The organism is Scatolibacter rhodanostii, from assembly GCF_900197595.1.
Classification (GTDB): domain Bacteria; phylum Bacillota; class Clostridia; order Oscillospirales; family Acutalibacteraceae; genus Scatolibacter; species Scatolibacter rhodanostii.
In genome coordinates this window covers 58,892-79,401 of the sequence record NZ_FZLO01000002.1, presented here as the reverse complement: position 1 = coordinate 79,401, position 20,510 = coordinate 58,892, and the positions used below count along the sequence as shown (strand labels likewise).

Genomic DNA, 20,510 nt, shown 5'->3' with positions numbered 1-20,510 from the left:
CAATTTTTCGACAATCTTTAAATAAATCTTTCAATGAAATTCGTAGACGAGAACCAGTATTTAAGTTTTCATTGGATATTCGGGTACCGAGTATGATAATAGAGACATGATAACGAGAACGGAACTAAGAGAAGACTACCTGAAATACAATATACGCGCCTTCTGATTTGAAAGCGCTTAAACGCCTGCCAGCTCACAGCAAGATGTGAAGCTTGACCTAAAAATATATAAAAATTTTCCAATGTTACTATTGACAAACAGTAACACTGGATGTATCGTTTAACTAAAATTATAAAAAAATAAACAAAAATAATAGTAATTATAGTTAGCGAATTAAAATGACAATAGACCAGCGGTTGCCAAGTGGATACTCGTCAAGAGTGCAGCTGAAAAGTATTCCGATGTTTGGTACAAATAGGAAAAGGATTACGGAAGAAGCATGTCTGGTTAGTGGATTAGCAGAATTCTTTGAACGGTTACAAACATTTTCCTTGTACAAATTTCGTATACCATTATCTCAAGTAAAGTCCACAAAATCTTTTTGTTACAGTCCAAATGAACGGTTAATGGATATCAGTGCTTATGAAATTGGTATACAGGAAAGTTTAGAAAAGCATATAAGTTGTTATCAGATATAGAAAAATCCAGTCACATAGCTAGGCGTATACACTTCTCGATAATACAGAAATATATATGCCTAGCTATCTGACTGATATATGCTACGCGACAAATGAGATAGCCCTCGAGCAATGCGAATGAAGAAGCTTATATAAGCGATTTGTGAAATATTTGAACGGTACTCAAATAAATGCGTGTTGAAAATTGACCAAGCATTACCTACAATTTCGCCTGAGACTGTGTTTGGTCATAATAAACAACTGTATAATGGCTTGATGGAATTAAAAAATTGTGAATTCCTATAGGAAGATGCATCATTTGGTCTATCGATTCCTGTTGTTATTACTAGAGTATTGACGGAATTATTACAGGGAAGACGTCTAACAGCACGAGCGTTGTGGTTTCATGAGTTCTCGGTGCCGAATAGCTATCAAGTATATAATTATGATAAAATCATGCGAAGTAGGGATGGTCAATATCCTTACTGTATATTTCAAAAGACGGATATGAATGCGGACATGGACATATGACTACCGAAAACGCAAGCTTCTGCCAGCCATATGTTGAAATTCTTGATAGAAATCGTTCACAAGAACAATTGGGAGGTATATGTGAGAAATATGTCTTATCTTAGTTTTTCTACTTGCCAAGTCATCATCCTTGGAATCAGTGAGATTTAGTATTCCAAACACGGGAGCTCGCAGAGGTGAAGAATGAATGATTGCATCAACATGCTGCCACGTGCGGCATTCGTAGATTTGTTATAAGAATATTCTTCATTCATATTGCGAAACCAACGACGTAGGCCTCATGCTCATATGAAATTACTGGAAGGATTTGTACTTCGACTGACAGTTTTGGTTATTACCAGTGTTTGCCTAAGATGAAAAAGGGTGACATAATTGTAATACCAAATTCTGGGGCATATTGTTATAACATGAACCCATTACAATTTTTAGGGTATCTGTTGCTAAGTGAAGCGTTAATACCGCCAAATGAAATGTTGATAAACAATAAAGAAAAAAAGAGGTTATCTTATGAAATACAGTCGTTTTGTAGGTGTCATGGTTTTATTAACTTGTTTCAATGCGGCCACATCACTGGTTGCACCGGTATTACTGTCAGTGTGGTCCAGAAATGATCAATCTATCGATTTGGTGAAGGCGGGTATTCTGCTTGGAATTCTATTGGGTACAATAGCAATTAATATTGTAATAGTGTATTTTCGGGAACAGTTTGCGGTGGAATTTAATGTTAGCCACGGCAAAGAACTGTTTGGCTATTTTGTTGATGTTGACTATGATACGATTAACGAAGCCGGCCCAACAAGTATGATTGAAAAGATTTTGATGGCTGTCAATAATTCGTATCGATACTACACCAGTGATGCGATTGAAATATGGAGCAACTTGCTCATTTTGTTTGCCTTGTTGCTCATGACATTTTTAACCAATATACTGATTGCCTGTATGTTGCTGATTTTGGTGCCGATTAATTATTTTGGATATAAATGGTTGAATAAGGAATTGCTGCAGCGCTCAAAAGATATGCAGGAAAAAACATCTGAAGGAGCGCAATCTTTAATCTCTATTGCCGGCCAAACAGATTATTTGAAGCAGTCTTCAGACCATACGAATGTGTTGGAGCAAATTGCGACCCCATTGAAAAAGATGTATCAGGCGATGTCAAAAGTCAATAAATTTGGTCAAATATCGCATCAGCTCTTCTCAAATATCAATGATATTTGCAGAGTCTTTATTATGGTTTTGGTGGTCTACGAGTTTACTAGCCAAACGACAAATGTGGTGGATTTGATCTTTTTCACTGTTGTTTTGCCAATTTATTTTTCTGGACTGACAAAGATTGTCAGTGCTAACCTAAGTAAACGAGATTTGATTGCTTCAAAAGAGTTTGTGCAGTGGATGCGAGACAACAAGGAAGAGAACGGGGAAAGAGAGCTGGCACAAGTCGATTCCATTCGGTTGGATATCAAGACGTTACAAGTGAACAATGTGATTTTAGGCAGGGATATTGAAGCGGCATTTACAAAAGGGGATATTGTCTGGGTAAAAGGAGAGAGTGGCAGTGGGAAGTCGACGCTGCTAAAATTGTTGCCAAAGTTTCGAACAGCAGATACTGTTTATATCAATGAGATTGATTTGCGAGAATACACAAATGCGTCACTCAGAAAACAGGTGGAGTATTTATCTCAGAACGTACCGATTATTCATGGGACGCTATTGGAGAATTTGTTTTTTAATAAAGCTTACAGCAAGGAAGCGGAAATCACCATGCAACAGGATCCGCTGCTGCAGACAATACTGGCAGAAAAGAGTTTGGATGCCGAAATATTTGAAAATGGCAGCAATCTTTCGGGAGGGGAAAAGCAAAAAATCGCTTTTATACGGGCGCTTTATAATGAGGCAGATATTTTGATTTTGGATGAAATCACCAGCAATATTGATGTAAAAAGCGCGGTGGAGATATATGATAGAATGAAAGAAGTGGCAGCCGAAAAAATCATTTTTGCAATCACGCACAGCGATGCACTTGACGGGATAGCAAATAAAGTCATTGATCTCGATGTAAGAAATAGATACACCTGTTAAAATTGTATATTATGAAAGGAAATCAGTTATGTATTATTTATTGTATTTGGCGATTAAACAGGAACGATATAATGGAAGATTATATCAATATCGAGCTTGAATACGAGACTCATAATAGGGATTTATGGCCGGTCAAGGCTCAAAAGTATGGATACAAATCTGATTTCTATTTACTTTTTCGTCAAAATTTAATGAGAATCTACATCTTCTTAACAAAACAGAACTACGCCTATTGCATAAAAATACAAGCCTTAAAAAAATGACACGCATATGCGTGTCATCTTTTAAGACTTGTATTTTTATTATTCCCTAAACAATATGTCATGACATCACTGAGATTAACCATTGAGTCTGGCCGGTTAGACTGATATTCAGATAATTGAGAGTTATATTCTATCTCTCTTGTAAGTCTAATATCCTAAAAGTATAGATAAACATTGGCGTTTTGGAAGAGTAAAAGAATATAAACTTATTGATTTAAGCTCCAACATTCCTGTAAATCGGTTCCTTTTTCTATTTGTAGGAAATTAGTCCTCTAAAAATGCTTTAAAGCCTTTATAAGCCATATAGACATCGATTTTGGAGACAACTTCCCAAGGAGCGTGCATGGAAAGCACGGGAACGCCTACGTCAATGACATCGGCATTGAGAGCGGAAACTGTAAAAGCAACTGTACCGCCGCCGCCTTGGTCAACTTTGCCAAGCTCGCCAATTTGCCACAGAATATCATGGTCATTGAATACTTTGCGTACCTTGCCAAGAAATTCAGCAGAAGAATCATTACAGCCGCTTTTTCCTCTGGAACCTGTGTATTTTGCCAGAGCAACACCATGATTGATAAAAGTGCTGTTTCCAATTTCATAGGCAGAAGCATAAGTGGGGTCATAAGCAGCGGTTACGTCAGCAGACAAACAAGTGGATTTTGAGAGGACATGGCGTCCCTCGAAACCTTCTTTTTCCGCCAAATCAGTGATGAAATAAGACAAAAAGTTAGAGGCAAGTCCTGTGTTGCCATTGCTGCCAACCTCTTCTTTATCAGCGAGAACCGTGACAACGGTCTGCTTTGGCTTTTTGCAGTTGAAGATAGCTTCTATAGAAGAATAGGCACATACACGGTCATCGTGTCCGTAAGCACCCACCATACTACGGTCAAAGCCGACATCTGCTGCTTTAAATGCGGGGACAAATTCAATTTCGGCAGAGATAAGATCTTCTTCAATAACACCGTATTGTTTGTTTAGAATTTTCAGCACGTTCAATTTGTAAAGCTTTTCACCGTCTTGACGGTCTACAGGTAGACTGCCAGCGAGAATATTGAGAGATTCACCCTCAATGGCTTCACCAAGCTTTTTGGCTGCTTGGTCTTTACCAAGGTGAGGAAGTATATCGGTGATGCAGAACTGAGGGTCACCCTCTTTTTCGCCAATATTAACGGTGACTTCAGAACCGTCACGTTTCACAATCTTGCCATGCATGGAAAGCGGAATTGTTGTCCACTGATATTTTTTAATACCGCCGTAATAATGTGTCTTGAGCAGAGCTAGTTCGTTGGATTCATAGAGAGGGATTGGTTTTAAATCAAGGCGGGGACTATCAATATGGGCAGCTAGAATGCGCACACCGTCTTTGCAGCCGTCACTGCCGATGACAGCCAAGCAAATTGCTTTGCCGCGGTTATTATAATAAACCTTGTCGCCCGGCTGATAAGCGGTTTGGGAATCAAAGGCAACAAATCCATGCTTTTCAGCGTGTTTTATCACATAGTCAACGCTTTCACGTTCGGTTTTAGCCGCGTTTAAAAATTCTTTATAAGTTTCGCAGAAGGCAGTCGCTTTTTCCATATCTTTATCGGAGATTTTATGAAAACCATTTTTTCTCTCTAAAAGAAGTTCTTTGGGCAATGATTCTGATTTGCTTTCATTTTTTTTAGCCATTTTAAATTCTCCTTTATTAGCTATATAAATTATTGTATTTTTCGTAGTTCTTATGAACTTTTTTTACGTATTTTTCGGTTTCAGGAAAGGGGATAGTATGCAAGGTTTTGCCGTCAGAAGAGTACCGCTCATCAGCAAGCCATTTGTCAACATTGCCCATTCCGGCGTTGTAGGCACTCAGGGCTACGTCTAAATCACCATAGTGATCAAGCAGAAGCTTGAGCAAGGCACAGCCAGCGTGAATATTATCTCGCGGTTCTAACACGTTTGGCAGCTCGGCTTCAGACGGATATTTGCTATTGATCCACTCAAACGTTTCATCGGTTAACTGCATTAAGCCTGATGCACCTGCATGTGATTCTGCTTTATGATCAAACTTGCTTTCAGCATGAATAACAGCATAAACCAGATTTTTATCTAATGAAAACGCTTGCGATTTTTCTTCCACAATTTCAGCGTAGGGCTGTGGATAATAAATTTTAAGAACGTATTCTATCAATTTTGGAGCGATTAGAACACCCAAAATAAAGACGATAAAAAGGACAAAAAGAAGACTGCTGCAATTTTTCTTCATAAAACCTCCTCTCAAAGCATGTAGATATAACGCAGGCTTTGCTATTTCACGAAGAAGAGAGATAGCAAAAAATCCTTTGGCGGCAACAAATTTTAAGTGCCATAAACAAGATTTTAGCGTTTTCTTTAAGATGTATCTAAGTTTTAAGTATGGTCAATGTTTTGCAGAAGACCATTAACAATGGGTGTGAGACGTTTGGCGAAATTACTGCCGTCATCACCGCTGATGATGTGATCAGCACGAGAAAGATAAAAACTGGGTGGCTTTTGTGCTTTAATCCTCAGTTCTGCTTCTTCAAAAGTTAGATTATCACGCTGCATAATTCGGTGAATGCGGGTTTCTTCTTTGGCAGTCACCACCAAAATTCTGGCACATTTTTCGTCTAAACCTGATTCAAACAGAGTGGGAGCATCGACAACAATCAGCTTTTTCCCGACTGCCTTAGCTTGTGTTATCATTTCCCAAACTTTGGCTAAAATGCGGGGATGGGTAATTGCATTCAATTTTTTGCGATTGTCATCTGAAGCAAAAGCTATTTTAGCAAGCTCTTTGCGCTGTAATTTGCCATCTTTTAAAATGGTACTGCCAAAGGCATTTTGCAATTCTTGTAAGCAATCTTTGTCATATACGGCTGGTGATTTTGAAACCTCGTCGCAGTCAATAATAGCAGCTCCAAGTTGATTCATCACTTGGCAGACAGTTGTTTTGCCGCTGCCGCTAGGACCGGTAAGCCCAATCACATAGCAATGTTCGGGGTTGCAAATTTGAAATCCGGCAGCTCTGACAAGGCGATTATAGACGGCTAACCCCACACCGTTTTTGGAAGGAATCCTTGCGTAAACAGTCTTAGCATTCTTTTCGTCTAGTTCATGGAGAGCAGAGAAAAGCCGCTGGGCTTGTTTTTCGCCGTCATATCTTGTGCCATAGCTGACAAAAGGAACGCCTAAAGAAGAAGTATCTTCTTCAAAACATAGGGCATGGCAATCTCCCTGTTGGTTGACAAAAGACACAAAATCAAAAGGAGAGCCATCAATGATTGTTATGTCAGCCTTAGGAGAATAATGCATATATTTCATGCCAGGGGAAGAAACAGTTTGTCCCTTAGCTACAGGGTTTACAACCGCTGAATCGACTTCGACATGACCGAGGACAGATTCAAGCTGGTGCTTGGTGATTCCACCCGGACGAAGAATCTTGATAGTATCGCCTACAAGTGTAATCACAGTGGATTCTACCCCGACTTCGCAGTCTTTTCCATTGATAATAGCATCAACTCGTCCGTTTAAATCATCTTTGACATGGGAGAAAGTGGTGGGGCTTGGTTTGCCGGATAGGTTGGCAGAGGGGGCCGCCAAAGGTGTGCCAGCCGCATTGATGACCGCCAAGGCCGTTTTGTTAGACGGAAAACGAATGGCAACTGTTTCGAGCTTTCCACTTGTTTCATAAGGGATAAGCTCTGACTTTGGAAAAATCATAGTCAGAGGACCCGGCCAAAAGGCGTCGGCCAAACGCAGAGCACTTTCGGGGATTTCTTTCACTAAAGCGGGGAGCTGACTTAAATCACTGATATGCACAATCAACGGATTGTCGTTCGGACGCCCTTTGGCTTCAAATATTTTGGAAACAGCGGTAGGATTCAGCGCATCAGCGGCAAGGCCATAGACTGTTTCGGTAGGAATGACCACTAAACCTCCGTCATGCAGAAGTTTGCCTGCTGTTTGGATATCTTGTGGATTGTTTTCATCTAAAATAATCGTATTCATAGAACTACCTGATTTCGTTACTTTGTTTATCTAAGTTTTACTCTTGTGATTCTAACTGTTCTGCACGGTAAGCAGAAATTAAAGAGTTGATGATTTCATCGATTTCGCCTGTGAGAATGTCGTCTAAATGATAAAGCGTTAAGCCGATTCGATGGTCGGTGACTCGGTTTTGAGGGTAGTTATAGGTGCGAATTCGCTCAGAGCGGTCACCCGTGCCTACTTGACTTTTGCGTTCTTGGGCGACTTCAGCATTCGCTTTTTGAATCTCTTGATCAAGCAAGCGGGCACGCAGCACTTTCATCGCTTTGTCTTTGTTTTTCAGCTGACTGCGTTCATCTTGACACTCGACCACTAAGCCTGTGGGTAAGTGGGTGATACGAATCGCAGAAGACGTTTTGTTAATATGCTGACCGCCTGCACCGCTGGCACGGAACGTATCAATCTGCAAGTCTTTCGGATTGATTTCAATATCAACGTCCTCGGCTTCGGGCAGTACAGCAACGGTTGCGGTTGAAGTGTGCACACGGCCTTGTGTTTCGGTTTCGGGGACACGCTGCACACGATGTACGCCGCTTTCAAATTTTAGTTTAGAATAAGCACCTGCACCGTCGATCATAAAGCTAATTTCTTTAAAACCGCCAATCTCCGTTTCATTTAAGCCAACAATTTCGACATTCCAGCCGTTTTTTTCGGCATACATGGAGTACATTTTGAAAAGCACACTGGAGAACAGAGCAGCTTCTTCGCCGCCAGCACCGCCACGGATTTCCATAACGACGTTCTTATCATCATTGGGGTCTTTGGGCAGTAAAAGAAGTTTTAAATCTTCTTCGGTTTGCGACAAAGCGGCAGTGGCTTCTTTGAGTTCCTGTTGTGCCATTTCTTTGAAATCTCTGTCAGAGGTTTCAGCAATGATTTCTTTACTTTCCCGAATCGTTTCGAGTAAGGATTTATATTGACGGTAGCTTTCGACGATGGCACTGATGTCCTTATGCTCTTTCATGAGCTTGGCATACAGTTCACGGTCTGAGGCTACAGTAGGGTCATAGAGTTTCATATTTAGTTCTTCATATCGATTTTCAAAGGCTTGTAGATTTTCAAACATAGTGGTTTGTTTCCTCTCTGCTGTTTATTTGTAAAGTAGTTATAAAAGCAGAGTGGCTAGGTTTCTTCTTCTGAATTTTCACGAATAATCTGCTTGATGTTTTTTTCGCATTTTAGGCGGGGAAGCATGACTTCACGGCCACAGCCAGTGCAGCGAATCTTGAAATCCATGCCGACACGAAGTGTCAGAAAGGAATGACTGCCGCAAGGGTGCGGTTTTTTCATTTTTAAAATATCGCCAACCTTGACGTCCATTGCTTTTCCTCCTTTATATTTGTTGTGAAAGAGTGAATTTGATTTTAATAATTTCCTAATAAAACGGAAAAATTTAACTTACCTTATATTATACAACAGCGAAAGGATTTTAGCAAAAATAAATTTTCATAAAGATAATAAAAAGGAAGTTTAGTTCCTTTTTTCGAAAAAGTTGCCTTTTAGAGGGCAACTTTTTTAGTTTTTGGAGGGAGATATGAGGAGACAAAACCTCAAAGATAAAAATTAAAAATAATTGGGAAGGGTGATGAATTGGAAGATATAAAAGAAAAGGTGCTAGATGGATATGAAAAGCTAGCGTTTGGCGACGTCAGCGACCCAATTCGGTTGTTGTTCCAAGAAAAAGTGACTTCTGCTGCGTTGCGGCGAATGAATCTTTTCAACATTGCACAAATCAAGAAAAAGGACAGTGAAGTTGACATTAAATTCTTTGACCGAATCAAAGCGCTGCAATGTATGCAAGAGCTTGAAAGAGGAGAATCGGGAGCGTCAGATTTTTTGACGGCAGTTCAGCAAGCGGCAGAAACCATGCAGGATGATGATGAATGAGAATGGTTCCGTTTTCACGCAAGCAAATGCGTGTGCTTTCTTGGTGGTGCAAAACAAGTAAACAGAAAGATAAGTTGGCTGTCATTTGCGACGGCGCAGTTAGAAGCGGTAAAACGGTTTGCATGGGGATTTCTTTTATGATGTGGGCATTTGCTTCGTTTGATAAAAGGAGCTTTGCCATTTGCGGTAAAACCATTCGTGGTATTCGGCGCAATTTGATTGTAGATTTAATCCCCATTCTAAAAGAAATGGGTTTCACGGTAACCGAGCGTTTAAGCCAAAATATGTTGGAACTATCTATGCACGGCAGAACAAATCGATTCTATTTATTTGGCGGCCGTGATGAAGCTTCAGCTTCGTTGATACAAGGGGTGACACTGGCTGGGTTGCTACTAGACGAAGTGGCACTTATGCCTCGTTCTTTTGTAGAGCAGGCCATTGCAAGATGTTCGATCACCGGTGCAAAACTTTGGTTTAATTGCAACCCAGAGCACCCACAGCACTGGTTTTATCGAGAGTGGGTTTTGAAAGCAGGGGAAAAGAATGCGCTCTATCTGCATTTCACAATGGATGACAATCCTTCGCTTTCAGCAGAAACCAAGGAGCGATATAAGAATCTGTTTTCGGGTACGTTTTATGAGCGTTTTGTGGAAGGAAAATGGGTTGCTGCAGAAGGGTTAATTTATCCGTTCGCCGCAGAGTTGGCCTGTCATGTGCCTGATGTTGCCTTTGCAGAATATGCTGTTTCGTGTGATTACGGCACGATTAATCCGGCTTCTTTTGGACTTTGGGGAAAACATGAGAGCACATGGTACAGAATCGATGAATACTACTATGCCTCACGAGAGACAGGTACACAGCGCACCGATGAAGAACATTATGCGCAATTGGATAAGCTTTGTGAGGGCAGAAAAATCAGCACAGTAACGGTTGACCCAAGTGCAGCTAGCTTTATACAGACGATTCAACGGCATGGGCGGTTTAGGGTGATTCCAGCGAAAAACACGGTGGTAGACGGCATTCGTGAAACGAGCAATGCACTAAAAAGCAGAAAAATCAAAATTTGCCGAAACTGTACGGATACCATACGAGAATTTGGTCTTTATCGCTGGCAAGATGACAGTACCAAGGATATGCCGGTAAAAGAAAACGACCATGCCATGGATGACATTCGTTATTTTGTAAGTACAATTTTGGCTGTAGAACCGCCAACTAACGTTTTTGCATTTGCCGTTACTAGAAGATAAAAGGGGTGAGAAAAATAGGTGTTTTCAAGAAAAAAGACAAATATGCGACCTTAAGCGTACAGACCAGACCCACACAGCATGACGTTTTTTCGATAAAATCGGGAGAGCGTGGCTTGTATCGTGCTTTGCGAGAAAATGTGCCGATTATTGATGCCAGCATTGATAAGCTAAGACGATTAATCGGTGACTTTGTGGTGAACTGCCCGAATCAGAAGGCAGAAAAAGAACTGGCGTACTTCTTAAAAAATGTTAAGGTGAATGCGGTTTCCACGGGCATGGATAGCTTCATCGGTTTATATTTTGAAGAGCTGCTGACATATGGCAATGCAGTGGGAGAAATTGTACTGTCGGGTGACGAAATTTATGCGCTTTATAATGCTCCTCTTTCCGACATTGTTATAGAAGAAGGAGAAAATCTTACACTCCAAATCAGCTGTTTGGAAGAAGGTAAAAAAATTCCATGTCGTTATCCACAATTACTGTTGGCTTCGGCGCTGAATCCACCGGCGGGACAAGTAGAAGGTATTTCTATTTTGCGAGGGCTGCCGTTTGTAAGCGGTATTCTGCTTAAAATCTACAACACAATCGGCACAAATTGGGACAGAGCAGGGAATGTTAGGTTTGCTGTGACCACCTCTGCTGATGCTTCTTCTGGCATTTATGCAAAAGAGCGAGCTGAGCAAATGGCCGAAGAGTGGAAACGTGCTATGAGAAGCCATGAAGTCAGTGATTTTGTGGCGGTAGGCGATGTTTCTATTAAAGCAATTGGAGCAGACAACCAGATTTTAGACAGTGAAATTCCGGTAAGGCAAATGCTTGAGCAAGTTGTTGCCAAGATGGGGGTTCCTCCTTTTTTATTGGGACTTTCTTGGTCATCAACAGAGAGAATGTCTAGCCAGCAGGCGGATATTTTGACCAGTGAGCTAGATTCTTATCGCAGACTGCTGACACCTGTAATTGAAAAAATCTGCCGTACGTGGCTGGTTTTGCAGGGTTATGAAAGTGAATGTGCCGTAGAGTGGAATGAAATTACCATGCAAGACGAGGTTGACCATGCCAATGCACGTTATCTCAATGCCAAAAGTGAGGCGATTGAGCGAGAATGGAAAGGAGAGGAAGAATGAGCGGCTATATTATAGAGAAATCAGGTTTGCAAGAGGGTGATATGGAGCGAATTAATGCCTTCACCAGACGAAAATTTGCCGAATCAGAGGTTTACTCTTTTTCACTGGTGCTTTGTGACAATGAAGTGGACAGAGATTTTGACCGATTTTCATTAGCGGCACTTCAGCAAATGCAAGCTCTATTTGTAGGCAAAACTTGTATTTTTGATCATGAAAGGAAAAGTGCCAATCAAACAGCACGAATCTTTCATACAGAAATACAGACTGAGAGCAGACAGACCGAATGGGGAGAACCTTACACAAAATTGGTGGCAAGAGCATATTTGCCGATTACCGAAAAATCAAAGGACATGGTGACAGCGATTGAAAGCGGCATTTTGAAAGAGGTGAGTGTTAGCTGTGCGGTAAAAAGCAGTCGTTGCAGCGTTTGCGAAAAAAATACTTGCTCTCACCGTAAAGGTGAATCGTATCAAGGCAAGCTATGTCACCAGATTTTTGAAGAAATTACGGATGCGTATGAATGCTCTTTTGTGGCGGTTCCGGCACAACGGGCAGCCGGCGTAACCAAGCAATTTGCCTTTGAGGAGGTGAGAAATATGCAGGAAATTCTAAAGCAAATTCAAACAGGAGAAGCTTTTTTGGCAGAGAAAGAAACTGTGCAAAAGCTAGCTGCTTATGTGAAGGAATTAGAAGAAAAAGCGCAGTGGGGTGAGGAATATAAAGCGGATTTAAGCCGCCAGATCATGAAATACAGCGCACTGGTACAGCCGGAAATGCCCAGAGCCGTGCTTGAAAAAGCAATTGAGCAAATGTCTGTTCAAGACCTAAAAACCATGGCAGCTGCCTATGGCAAAATGGCAGAAAAAATACTGCCCATTCAGCCCCAGCTTTGGCGTGGAGCGAATCAGCCTGAAAAACAGCAGGACAACGAATTTAAAATATAATCATTTTGATAAAGAATAAGGAGATAGAATATGGCACATTTTGAAAATCTTACACTGGAAAAAGCAATGTACGGCGTACCCGGAAAAAGCTTTACCGAAGTATTGGAGGGCTTGGACTCATCTGAAAATTATAGAGGAACACCACTCGAAAGTTTAGATGCCTATCAAAGACAGCTAAAACGTTTTGGTATCAAAGTCAGCGGCAAGAATTCTGACAGACTGGAAAAGTTTTTTGAGAACTCAACCAGTGCGGCACTGTTCCCAGAATACGTCACACGTGCGGTGGGTCAGGGCATTCAGCGTGGGAGCAAGGTTGAGGATTTAGTGGCAACTGTGACCAAGATTGAGGCAAGAGATTATCGCTCAATGACGGCCGAAAGCGTAGATAATACAAAGGGATTGAAAAAAGTTGATGAGGGAGAAGTGATGGCACAGGTCAATATTCGCACATCACCGAACCTTATCAGCTTGAGCAAAAAAGGTCGTTTGATTGTGTCGTCCTATGAAGCACTGCGTTTTCAGAAGCTTGACCTGTTCACCATTATGCTTCGTCAGATTGGCGCTGCTATTGCGGCCTCACAGGTTGAAGAAGCGGTAAAAATCATTGAAAATGGTGATGGTAGTATCGGAGCTATTCAAAGCCGTGCTGCGAAAGACGGTAAACTGAGCTATGACGAATTTGTGCAGCTGTGGGGTGAGCTTTCTCCATTCAACTTAAACACGATTGTGGCGGGTACAGATGCTTTGCAGCAGATTATGCGCATTAATGAATTTAAAGATTCCGCTGCCGGCATGAAATTCCATGGTACAGGCGAGCTTTGCACACCAATGGGCGCAAAAATCATTCATGTGCCAAACATGACAAGCGGTATGATGATTGGTCTTGATAACAGCTGTGCGCTTGAAATGGTACAGGCCGGAGAAATTATGGCAGAAGCAGACAAGCTCATTGACAGACAGCTTGAGCGTGCGGGTATTTCTGTTATTTCAGGTTTTGCCAGAATCTTTGAGAAAGCTGCTAAGGCAGTTACTTTTGAAGCAACCGTGTAAAAGTTGGTTAGGCCAACCAGAAAATAAGAGAATAGAAAAACTCAAATTAAGGTAATTTTATAGAGGATAAGAGAACCTGCTTGCCAAGGGTAGGCAGGTTTCTTTTATAGTAAGGAGAGGTATGAATTACGAGAAAATTAAGGCATGGTTTTTTCTGATTAGCGGCGAAAATCAAGCGGAAATGGATTATTTACGCTTATTGCTGAGTGAGTCATTGTGTCAATCGGCGCAGGAAGAAGTCGAGAAAATGATAAAAGCAGATGTATCGCCGACTATTCTAGCATCTTATCTCACTAAATTGGAAAATTTGGCGGCGACAAAAGCGTTTTGGGATTTTTGCCTTACGGAGGATATATTGGCAGCGACCTCTTTAACGACATCAGAAAGCACAGTGCAGTGGAAAGAAAAAAGTGAGAAAGCGCAGAAGTTTTATGAAGAAAACAAGAAAGCAGTGGCACCGATATTAAAAGACAATCAATTTTATTTTGGAGTGACGACTCATGAAAGATGAAAGTCAAAAGCTTTTTCGCCGACAAGCTATGGTGAAAATTGTGACCCCCACCAATTCTTATAACGATAGGGGATTACTTACTTCTTTAAAAGACAACAGAAGTGATTTGCGAATAAAATTAGCGGAAGAAATCAGAGGCACAGAAGACTTGTTTTATGTATTCTATGGCAGCTGCGAATATCCGTTGCAAGAAGACTGCACATTGCTTTATCAGGGCGTAACCTATCGCAAGCTAACAAGCCAACTAATTTTGGCAGACGGTAAAAAAATGGCGGTCAGAACAGTCTTGGAGAGGTGTTTGGTATGAGATTTTTAACGCTATGCGATGAAATGATTGCTTTGTTTCAAAATAAAATAGAAGAAGTTGCTTTTCATAAAGCGTACGAGTATCAGCTTGAAAATCTATCAGTAAGGCAGATTAATGTGAGTTTGAAGCTACTGAACAATCAGCACCCAAAAGAGCAAAATGAGGTGAACATTGAAAGCAATTTTTTTGTACCACAAGATTTAAAAACAGAGTATGTACAAGATGTCTTTTCTAAAATGTGCAAAGTTTTAGAGGAATATGGATGGTCTATTCTCAAAGTCAGCAAGGGAAAAGTTTTACTGGATGAAGACTTGGGATTGTCTCTGTTTCCGTGTACCATATCGGTTCAGCAGAAGCAAACAGAGGAGAAAAAATCTTATTTTTGGCTTCAGAATATTCGGTGTGAGGCGGACTCCATTCAAATCTCTGCGGTAAGATCTCAAAAAGAATTTACAGCATTTGGGGAAAATATCCCGTTTGGTACGAGTAAAGAAAAGGTTATATACAGTGTGACGTTCAAAGGCTTTGACGGGCTGGCTTTCGAAGAATATAGTGACTTCGTTTTTATTCCGGATGATGAAAGCGGATTTGGTTATTTTGGTTGTTCGTGGAGCAAGTATTCGCTGACAGACCATGAGTTTACGCTAATTTCGGCAGACAGGAGGAAACTGGTATGACAGAAAATGAATTGGAACGCTTATCAGAAGAACTTGAACGGGACAGCCGTCGTTATCCTACGGATTTTGGGAGGACAACATGAGCTTAATGACGATGAAATTTAAAGATTTTGTTTGGCCCAATAACCCCACACGAATAGAAGTAAAAGAAAGCAAAACAATTCAACAAACAGTGATACCTTTTTATGGGGAGCAAACGCAAAATATGGGGTTAATGAATCGTCGGGTAAACGGCAGAGGATATTTTACAGGTGCCGAGAGCGGCAAAACATTTGAAGCGTTACAGGATGTTTTTCGCCAATCTGGAGCAGGCTGTTTGCAGCTGCCGGGTCAACTTCCTTTTCAGGCGCTTATGGAGAGTTTAACTTTTATTGGAGAAGCAGGCGAAAATGTTATAGAATACAGTTTTTCGTTTGTGGAAAAAGAAAATGTAACGAGCGTTAAATCTAGCCAAATAGTTATCAGCAGAGGGGAAGAATCGCTTTGGGACTATGCGTTCCAATTTAGTGTCGATATAGAAGAGTTGATTCGGCTAAACCCTCACATTCGGAATCTTCATTCACTAAATCAAGGAGAAAAGGTGGTAATAGGATGACTTTTTGGGCAGAAATGAAAGATCACTCACGATTTCTTTTAGGCAGAGCCATTAGCACTTATTTCAATCGAGAAGAAGGCGTGCCGGCAGATTCCTTGACTGTAAAGTTCTCAGCAGACAGCGTTTGGGAGAATCTCTATCGTGTGTATGCCTATCAAGAAGGAGAGCTTGTTTTCAGTGGGATTGTAGATGAACAAAATACCCATTTGGATAAAAAGGGATTTACAGTTGAATTAGTCTGCCGAAGTTTAGCTGCGCTGCTGCTTGACAATGAAGCAGAGCCGATGACACTGCGAAATCCGTCTTGGCGTGTAATGTGTTTGAAATATGCCGAGAGTTTTGGCCTGTCAGCAAAAGAGAGTGTTCATTCTGTAGAAGTAAAAGGTGACTTTGAAATAAAAAAAGGAGAAAGCTGTTGGACGGTGCTTTCTCGCTATGCAGAGCAGTTTTTGGGTGGCAAATTAACGGTAAATAAAAAAGGAGAACTTTTATGGAAACAAGAGGAACCACGAACCAGAGAGCTGCATTCCATTATTTCGGCCCAACAGCGATATTGTCCATACAAAAAGATTAGTCGCATATGGATTCAAAATGCAGCGGGAGCCTATCAAATTGGATATAACAATGAAAAAACAGAGGGGATTTCTCGGCAGCGGTTCTTTTCTTATCAGGATAATCGGTCACCGATTGCCTATGTGAACCAAACAGAACAAGAAGTGGTGCAATGGGAGATTCAATGTGCCGACTTTATTATGGCTGAACCTGGGGACAGAGTACAACTGAACATAACCGGGTTTTTGCCGCAGACAGATTTATATATACATAGAATACGGTATACGGAATCTGCAGATGGAGTACGAACCATTTTTGTTCTAAGAGAGAAGGAGGAAAACAAAAATGTGGCTGACAAAGAAAATAATGCAAGATAGTAAAGAGGTGCAAATGAGTACCGGAAGAGTAACCTCCAGCGATAAAGAGCAGATAACCGTACAAGCAGAACTCGAATATAGACTCCCTAAAATGGTAGCACCGTATGGCGTTGCGAGTGTGCCGCCGGAGGGGGAACAAGGTATTATCATGAACGGTTGCTGCATGGGGGTGCAGACCGATACAACTGAATTGCAGCCGGGGGAAATTCGGCTGCGTTCTGCTGCCGGAGCGGAAATCTGGCTGAAAAATAACGGAGATGTTTGGATAAATGGTCAGCGTTTTGCGGCAAAGGAGGCTTAAATGAACCTAAAAATTGTAGAGGGGAAGATTGCTGTCAATGCGCAAGGCTTGCCTGAAACAGTGAGTGGATTGTCAGATTTCTTGCAACAGGCAAAATTTATATTAGCTGTGCCGTTAGGCAGCTTTCTGTATGACAGAGGTTTTGGCAGTACGGTTGCTTTTATAAAAAAAGGAGAAAAGGCTGAGAGAATCATAGCCAATGCCAATGAAGCGCTGTCTCAATACAGTCAAATGAAAGCTTGTTCAGCTGAGATAAGAGAAGACAGGGTAATGATAGAAATTGAAACCCCAAAGGGCAAGGGGACGGTAATCCTAGTATTGAAAGGAGAAGAAAATGACCTACCATGAAATTTTGCAGCGTATGCAAGAAAAATATGAAGAAGAGAGCGGCTCTAAAGCAGATGAAGCCGCTGATATTGGTATTCGTTTGAAAGTGTTGGCAGGAGAGATTCATAAACTCAGCAATGAGATATTTTGGCTGAGAAGACAAGCCTTTCCGCAAACAGCTTTAGGAAGGGAACTGGATTATCACGCTAAACAAAGAGGTCTTGCAAGATATACAGCAAAAAAAGCGATGGGAGTGTTAACTTTTTCTCGCACCACCACACTTGCCTATGATGTCATGATACCACTTGGCACCATATGCGCCACTTCGGGAGATTTATCTCAAGAATATGAAACCGTAGAAGCGGTTGTTTTGAAAGCAGGTCAGCTTTCTATATTGGCTAAAGCGCAGGCGGTGCAGGGTGGAAAGCTGGGTAATGCGGCAATTGGCTCAATCAACACGCTGGTGACACCTCCTGTTGGCATTGAAAAAGTAAGCAACGCGCAAATATTTTCCGGCGGCGAGGAAGAAGAGTCAGACGAAATGCTGCGAGTGCGATTAATGCAGGCTTATTCTGTGCTGTCAAATGGCACAAACGGTGAATTTTATCGTCGTAGTGCATTAGAGGTCGAAGGGGTGTATTCTGCGATGGCAGTGCCTCGTGAAAAAGGCATTGGTACGGTGACAGTCTATGTTTGGGGTAATGGAGCAGCTCCACCAGAAAGTGTACTGGAAGCTGTGCGAACTAAACTAAATGCAGAAAGAGAAATTAATGTAGACGTCGCAGTAAGCGCTGCGAAAGAAAAATTGCTTTCGGTATATGGATATATTATCCCCAAAGAGGGAGTTTCTTTTGAAGAAGCAGCCGATTTAGTAGCAAAGGCCGTCAGGCAATATTATGCCGCTAAAAAAATTGGAGATTCAGTGTATAAAGTAGATTTAGGAGCTGCCTTCATGAACACGGGGGTAGTCAAAAACTACTCGTTGGCCCTAAATGTATTGGATTATGGCGGAGAAAAAGGGGTTATCCCTCTCTTATCAGAAGTGAAAATATTGGAGATGAAGACATGACAGAGGCCAGAAAACATATGCAAAAGGTGTTGGAATCAACCGGTCTATATGATTTTTCTTTGGGAACAATTCTGCAAAGTGAAATGTCTGCCTATGAGGTGGGCTTTTCTCTGGTAGAAGAAGAAATACAAAAATTGCTGGAAGATTTGTTTATTGAATCGGCCTCTGCAGAAACAGTAGAGGAAAAAGAACTGGCTTTTCGCTATGTGCCGTCTTCAGAGAGCTTGGCGGTCAAACGTCAAATGCTTTTGGCACGATACGGAGATTTTGCAGAAAACAGCAATTTCACTCGTTTTCAGAAACTGCTTTTAGCAGCAGGCGTTGATGCCGTTATTGCAGAAAACGTAAAAGAGAACAAATTGGTAGTGACCATTAACAGGTTATTAGGTATTTCTCTTGAACAAGCCAAAAAAGAATTATTGACGCTTTTACCGGCTCATCTTGATATAGAAATCAAATAACAGCAAATGGCCCTGTTGAATTTATTTTCAGCAAGGCCATTTGTTCTTTGCTTTGCTGAAGGCGATAAAGAAAAAACAAAGTGTTTTGGTTGACGGACAGCATTTTGTATAATACTATTAAGATAGCCGACAAAATGGTATGTATAGACAAAGATGGCAAAACTTGTGACCGTATAAAGGAGGAATTCTTCTGACTGAAAATCAAATTACACCTGAAAGAGCTTTACTGGTATCGTTGGACACCGGCGATTTTGATGTGGAAGCGTCATTGCTCGAACTCAAAGAGTTAGTCAAAAGTGCGGGTGCAGACCCAGTTTTGACCGTTGTACAAAAACGCCCTGTCCCTGAAAAAGCCACCTGTATTGGCAGCGGTATGGTAGAGCAAGTGGCCGAAACCTGTCGCCAAGAAGAAATAGACGTCATTGTTTTTGACCGAGAGCTAACGCCATCACAAATTCGAAACTTAGAAAATATCTGCGATGTGCGTGTTATCGACCGAACCATTTTGATTTTGGATATTTTTGCCCTACGTGCCCAAAGCAGTGAGGGAAAGTTGCAAGTTGAATTGGCTCAAATCAAATATATGCTGCCAAGATTGACAGGAAAAGGAGTTGCGCTTTCTCGTTTAGGCGGCGGAATCGGCACAAGGGGGCCAGGTGAAACCAAACTGGAAACCGACCGCCGTCATATTCGACGCAAGATGGAGAGCTTAAAAGAGCAGCTTCGAAAGGTAGAAGCGAATCGGCAAGAGATGTCAAAGCGTCGCCGTAAAGAAAATGTTGTAACCGTCGCTTTGGTTGGCTATACCAATGCGGGCAAAAGTACGCTGATGAACCGCTTAACACAAGCTGGTGTTTTGGCAGAGGACAAGCTGTTTGCCACGCTTGACCCTACCGCTAGGGCGCTTAAGCTGCCAAGCGGAAAATCTGTGGTACTGATTGACACAGTTGGACTGATTCGCCGTTTGCCGCACCATTTAGTAGAAGCTTTTAAATCGACTTTAGAGCAGGCCGCAACGGCAGATATTGTTTTGAATATTTGCGATGCTTCTAATGAAGAGGTTGGTGTGCATATTGATGTTACGAATGAAATTTTGCAAAGCTTGGGCACAGGGGATCGCCCCGTTTTAACAGTGCTGAATAAATGGGATTTGGCAAAAGAAAAAGAGATGCCGATTAACGTGCCCAATGCCGTGAAAATCAGTGCGTCAACCGGAGAGGGAATCGACGAGCTTTTGCGGCAAATTGAAGAAAATCTGCCTGAAAAAACAATCAAGATGAAAATACTGCTGCCTTTTTCTAAGAGTGGGTTAGCCGCTGTTCTGCGTGAAGAGGGGGCTGTTTTGCATGAAGAATATGTGGAAACCGGTTTGCTGATTGACGGCAATATTCCCCAAAGATTATTATCGTCTGTAGAAATGTTTGCTGTGCAAGAGTAAATGCATAAAAAACTGTATGGAATGTATATTATCCGATTAAAAGTATACATTCAGCAAGAATGAAACACACAGAAAGAGGAATTATAGTTAAGTTTCGGCAAAATAC

22 protein-coding genes are annotated in these 20,510 nt (G+C 41.4%); 17 read left to right on the top strand and 5 right to left on the bottom strand.

All coding sequences use genetic code 11. The annotated features are described in order from the left end of the window. Nucleotides 1-1,441: 1,441 nt before the first annotated feature. Both CS931_RS13125 and CS931_RS04975 read left to right on the top strand, forming a co-directional pair. Complete coding sequence (locus CS931_RS13125) at nt 1,442-1,759, top strand: hypothetical protein (protein WP_099204684.1); 318 nt, start codon at nt 1,442-1,444, stop codon at nt 1,757-1,759. After that, nucleotides 1,656-3,227 carry an ATP-binding cassette domain-containing protein gene (locus CS931_RS04975; protein ID WP_099204683.1) on the top strand — a complete coding sequence of 524 codons (1,572 nt, stop codon included), beginning with the start codon at nt 1,656-1,658 and terminating at the stop codon, nt 3,225-3,227. Before CS931_RS13125 ends, CS931_RS04975 begins: the two co-directional genes overlap by 104 nt. A 527-nt stretch (nt 3,228-3,754) precedes the next feature. Here the strand turns inward: CS931_RS04975 and CS931_RS04965 are convergent. The 5 genes from CS931_RS04965 to CS931_RS04945 form a co-directional block, all read right to left on the bottom strand. After that, nucleotides 3,755-5,161 (bottom strand): aminopeptidase, encoded by a 1,407-nt coding sequence (locus CS931_RS04965; protein ID WP_200814946.1) that lies wholly within the window; start codon nt 5,159-5,161, stop codon nt 3,755-3,757. 16 nt (nt 5,162-5,177) lie between these two features. Continuing rightward, on the bottom strand, nt 5,178-5,735 hold the full coding sequence (locus CS931_RS04960) for a lytic transglycosylase domain-containing protein (RefSeq protein WP_099204680.1): 558 nt from the start codon (nt 5,733-5,735) through the stop codon (nt 5,178-5,180). A 143-nt stretch (nt 5,736-5,878) separates the two neighbouring features. Further along, nucleotides 5,879-7,498, bottom strand: coding sequence for an L-threonylcarbamoyladenylate synthase (locus CS931_RS13110; RefSeq protein WP_159459739.1), 1,620 nt, complete (start codon nt 7,496-7,498; stop codon nt 5,879-5,881). Nucleotides 7,499-7,535: 37 nt separating this feature from the next. Next, the gene (prfA, locus tag CS931_RS04950; protein ID WP_099204679.1) at nt 7,536-8,603 is read right to left on the bottom strand and encodes a peptide chain release factor 1; all 1,068 of its coding nucleotides are present in this window, start codon (nt 8,601-8,603) and stop codon (nt 7,536-7,538) included. Between the two features lie 56 nt (nt 8,604-8,659). Beyond that, entirely contained in the window at nt 8,660-8,857 is a 198-nt protein-coding gene (locus CS931_RS04945; protein ID WP_099204678.1) for a DUF951 domain-containing protein, read from the bottom strand. Between the two features lie 270 nt (nt 8,858-9,127). Here CS931_RS04945 and CS931_RS04940 point away from each other — a divergent pair, with 270 nt between their 5' ends. The 15 genes from CS931_RS04940 (at nt 9,128) to hflX (ending at nt 20,404) form a co-directional block, all read left to right on the top strand. Further along, nucleotides 9,128-9,424 carry a hypothetical protein gene (locus CS931_RS04940; protein WP_099204677.1) on the top strand — a complete coding sequence of 99 codons (297 nt, stop codon included), beginning with the start codon at nt 9,128-9,130 and terminating at the stop codon, nt 9,422-9,424. Further along, nucleotides 9,421-10,671, top strand: coding sequence for a PBSX family phage terminase large subunit (locus tag CS931_RS04935; protein ID WP_099204676.1), 1,251 nt, complete (start codon nt 9,421-9,423; stop codon nt 10,669-10,671). The genes CS931_RS04940 and CS931_RS04935 overlap by 4 nt, the downstream gene beginning before the upstream one ends. Nucleotides 10,672-10,676: 5 nt before the next feature. Continuing rightward, a complete protein-coding gene (locus tag CS931_RS04930; protein WP_242964905.1) occupies nt 10,677-11,795 on the top strand; it encodes a phage portal family protein in 1,119 nt (372 codons plus the stop codon). After that, the gene (locus CS931_RS04925; RefSeq protein ID WP_099204675.1) at nt 11,792-12,739 is read left to right on the top strand and encodes a hypothetical protein; all 948 of its coding nucleotides are present in this window, start codon (nt 11,792-11,794) and stop codon (nt 12,737-12,739) included. The genes CS931_RS04930 and CS931_RS04925 overlap by 4 nt, the downstream gene beginning before the upstream one ends. Before the next feature lie 30 nt (nt 12,740-12,769). Next, nucleotides 12,770-13,789: a phage major capsid protein gene (locus CS931_RS04920; protein WP_099204674.1), complete on the top strand. Its 1,020-nt coding sequence runs from the start codon at nt 12,770-12,772 to the stop codon at nt 13,787-13,789. 121 nt (nt 13,790-13,910) lie between these two features. Then, on the top strand, nt 13,911-14,300 hold the full coding sequence (locus tag CS931_RS04915; protein WP_099204673.1) for a hypothetical protein: 390 nt from the start codon (nt 13,911-13,913) through the stop codon (nt 14,298-14,300). Further along, nucleotides 14,290-14,607, top strand: coding sequence for a hypothetical protein (locus tag CS931_RS04910; protein ID WP_099204672.1), 318 nt, complete (start codon nt 14,290-14,292; stop codon nt 14,605-14,607). The genes CS931_RS04915 and CS931_RS04910 overlap by 11 nt, the downstream gene beginning before the upstream one ends. Continuing rightward, nucleotides 14,604-15,284: a hypothetical protein gene (locus tag CS931_RS04905; protein WP_099204671.1), complete on the top strand. Its 681-nt coding sequence runs from the start codon at nt 14,604-14,606 to the stop codon at nt 15,282-15,284. Before CS931_RS04910 ends, CS931_RS04905 begins: the two co-directional genes overlap by 4 nt. A gap of 79 nt (nt 15,285-15,363) precedes the next feature. Continuing rightward, nucleotides 15,364-15,879 carry a hypothetical protein gene (locus CS931_RS04900; RefSeq protein ID WP_099204670.1) on the top strand — a complete coding sequence of 172 codons (516 nt, stop codon included), beginning with the start codon at nt 15,364-15,366 and terminating at the stop codon, nt 15,877-15,879. Then, entirely contained in the window at nt 15,876-16,808 is a 933-nt protein-coding gene (locus CS931_RS04895; protein WP_099204669.1) for a hypothetical protein, read from the top strand. The genes CS931_RS04900 and CS931_RS04895 overlap by 4 nt, the downstream gene beginning before the upstream one ends. 13 nt (nt 16,809-16,821) lie before the next feature. Further along, nucleotides 16,822-17,109, top strand: a complete 288-nt coding sequence (locus tag CS931_RS04890; RefSeq protein ID WP_143826230.1) for a hypothetical protein — start codon at nt 16,822-16,824, stop codon at nt 17,107-17,109. Then, nucleotides 17,110-17,457, top strand: coding sequence for a hypothetical protein (locus tag CS931_RS04885; protein ID WP_099204667.1), 348 nt, complete (start codon nt 17,110-17,112; stop codon nt 17,455-17,457). Then, nucleotides 17,444-18,505: a baseplate J/gp47 family protein gene (locus CS931_RS04880; protein ID WP_099204666.1), complete on the top strand. Its 1,062-nt coding sequence runs from the start codon at nt 17,444-17,446 to the stop codon at nt 18,503-18,505. The genes CS931_RS04885 and CS931_RS04880 overlap by 14 nt, the downstream gene beginning before the upstream one ends. Further along, complete coding sequence (locus CS931_RS04875) at nt 18,502-18,966, top strand: hypothetical protein (RefSeq protein ID WP_099204665.1); 465 nt, start codon at nt 18,502-18,504, stop codon at nt 18,964-18,966. Before CS931_RS04880 ends, CS931_RS04875 begins: the two co-directional genes overlap by 4 nt. A gap of 184 nt (nt 18,967-19,150) precedes the next feature. Continuing rightward, nucleotides 19,151-20,404, top strand: coding sequence for a GTPase HflX (hflX, locus tag CS931_RS04870; RefSeq protein ID WP_099204664.1), 1,254 nt, complete (start codon nt 19,151-19,153; stop codon nt 20,402-20,404). Nucleotides 20,405-20,510 lie beyond the last annotated feature (106 nt).

Bases quoted from the DNA above. Each gene is read 5' to 3' on its own strand.
- CS931_RS04875 (WP_099204665.1), top strand. From the start codon at position 18,502: ATGACAGAGGCCAGAAAACATATGCAAAAGGTGTTGGAATCAACCGGT.
- CS931_RS04975 (WP_099204683.1), top strand. From the start codon at position 1,656: ATGAAATACAGTCGTTTTGTAGGTGTCATGGTTTTATTAACTTGTTTC.
- CS931_RS13110 (WP_159459739.1), bottom strand. From the start codon at position 7,498: ATGAATACGATTATTTTAGATGAAAACAATCCACAAGATATCCAAACA.
- CS931_RS04960 (WP_099204680.1), bottom strand. From the start codon at position 5,735: ATGAAGAAAAATTGCAGCAGTCTTCTTTTTGTCCTTTTTATCGTCTTT.
- CS931_RS04915 (WP_099204673.1), top strand. From the start codon at position 13,911: ATGAATTACGAGAAAATTAAGGCATGGTTTTTTCTGATTAGCGGCGAA.
- CS931_RS04885 (WP_099204667.1), top strand. From the start codon at position 17,110: ATGAACCTAAAAATTGTAGAGGGGAAGATTGCTGTCAATGCGCAAGGC.
- CS931_RS04965 (WP_200814946.1), bottom strand. From the start codon at position 5,161: ATGGCTAAAAAAAATGAAAGCAAATCAGAATCATTGCCCAAAGAACTT.
- CS931_RS04900 (WP_099204670.1), top strand. From the start codon at position 15,364: ATGAGCTTAATGACGATGAAATTTAAAGATTTTGTTTGGCCCAATAAC.
- CS931_RS04895 (WP_099204669.1), top strand. From the start codon at position 15,876: ATGACTTTTTGGGCAGAAATGAAAGATCACTCACGATTTCTTTTAGGC.
- prfA (WP_099204679.1), bottom strand. From the start codon at position 8,603: ATGTTTGAAAATCTACAAGCCTTTGAAAATCGATATGAAGAACTAAAT.
- CS931_RS04925 (WP_099204675.1), top strand. From the start codon at position 11,792: ATGAGCGGCTATATTATAGAGAAATCAGGTTTGCAAGAGGGTGATATG.
- CS931_RS04910 (WP_099204672.1), top strand. From the start codon at position 14,290: ATGAAAGATGAAAGTCAAAAGCTTTTTCGCCGACAAGCTATGGTGAAA.
- CS931_RS04905 (WP_099204671.1), top strand. From the start codon at position 14,604: ATGAGATTTTTAACGCTATGCGATGAAATGATTGCTTTGTTTCAAAAT.
- CS931_RS04935 (WP_099204676.1), top strand. From the start codon at position 9,421: ATGAGAATGGTTCCGTTTTCACGCAAGCAAATGCGTGTGCTTTCTTGG.
- CS931_RS04945 (WP_099204678.1), bottom strand. From the start codon at position 8,857: ATGGACGTCAAGGTTGGCGATATTTTAAAAATGAAAAAACCGCACCCT.
- CS931_RS04920 (WP_099204674.1), top strand. From the start codon at position 12,770: ATGGCACATTTTGAAAATCTTACACTGGAAAAAGCAATGTACGGCGTA.
- CS931_RS04890 (WP_143826230.1), top strand. From the start codon at position 16,822: ATGAGTACCGGAAGAGTAACCTCCAGCGATAAAGAGCAGATAACCGTA.
- CS931_RS04880 (WP_099204666.1), top strand. From the start codon at position 17,444: ATGACCTACCATGAAATTTTGCAGCGTATGCAAGAAAAATATGAAGAA.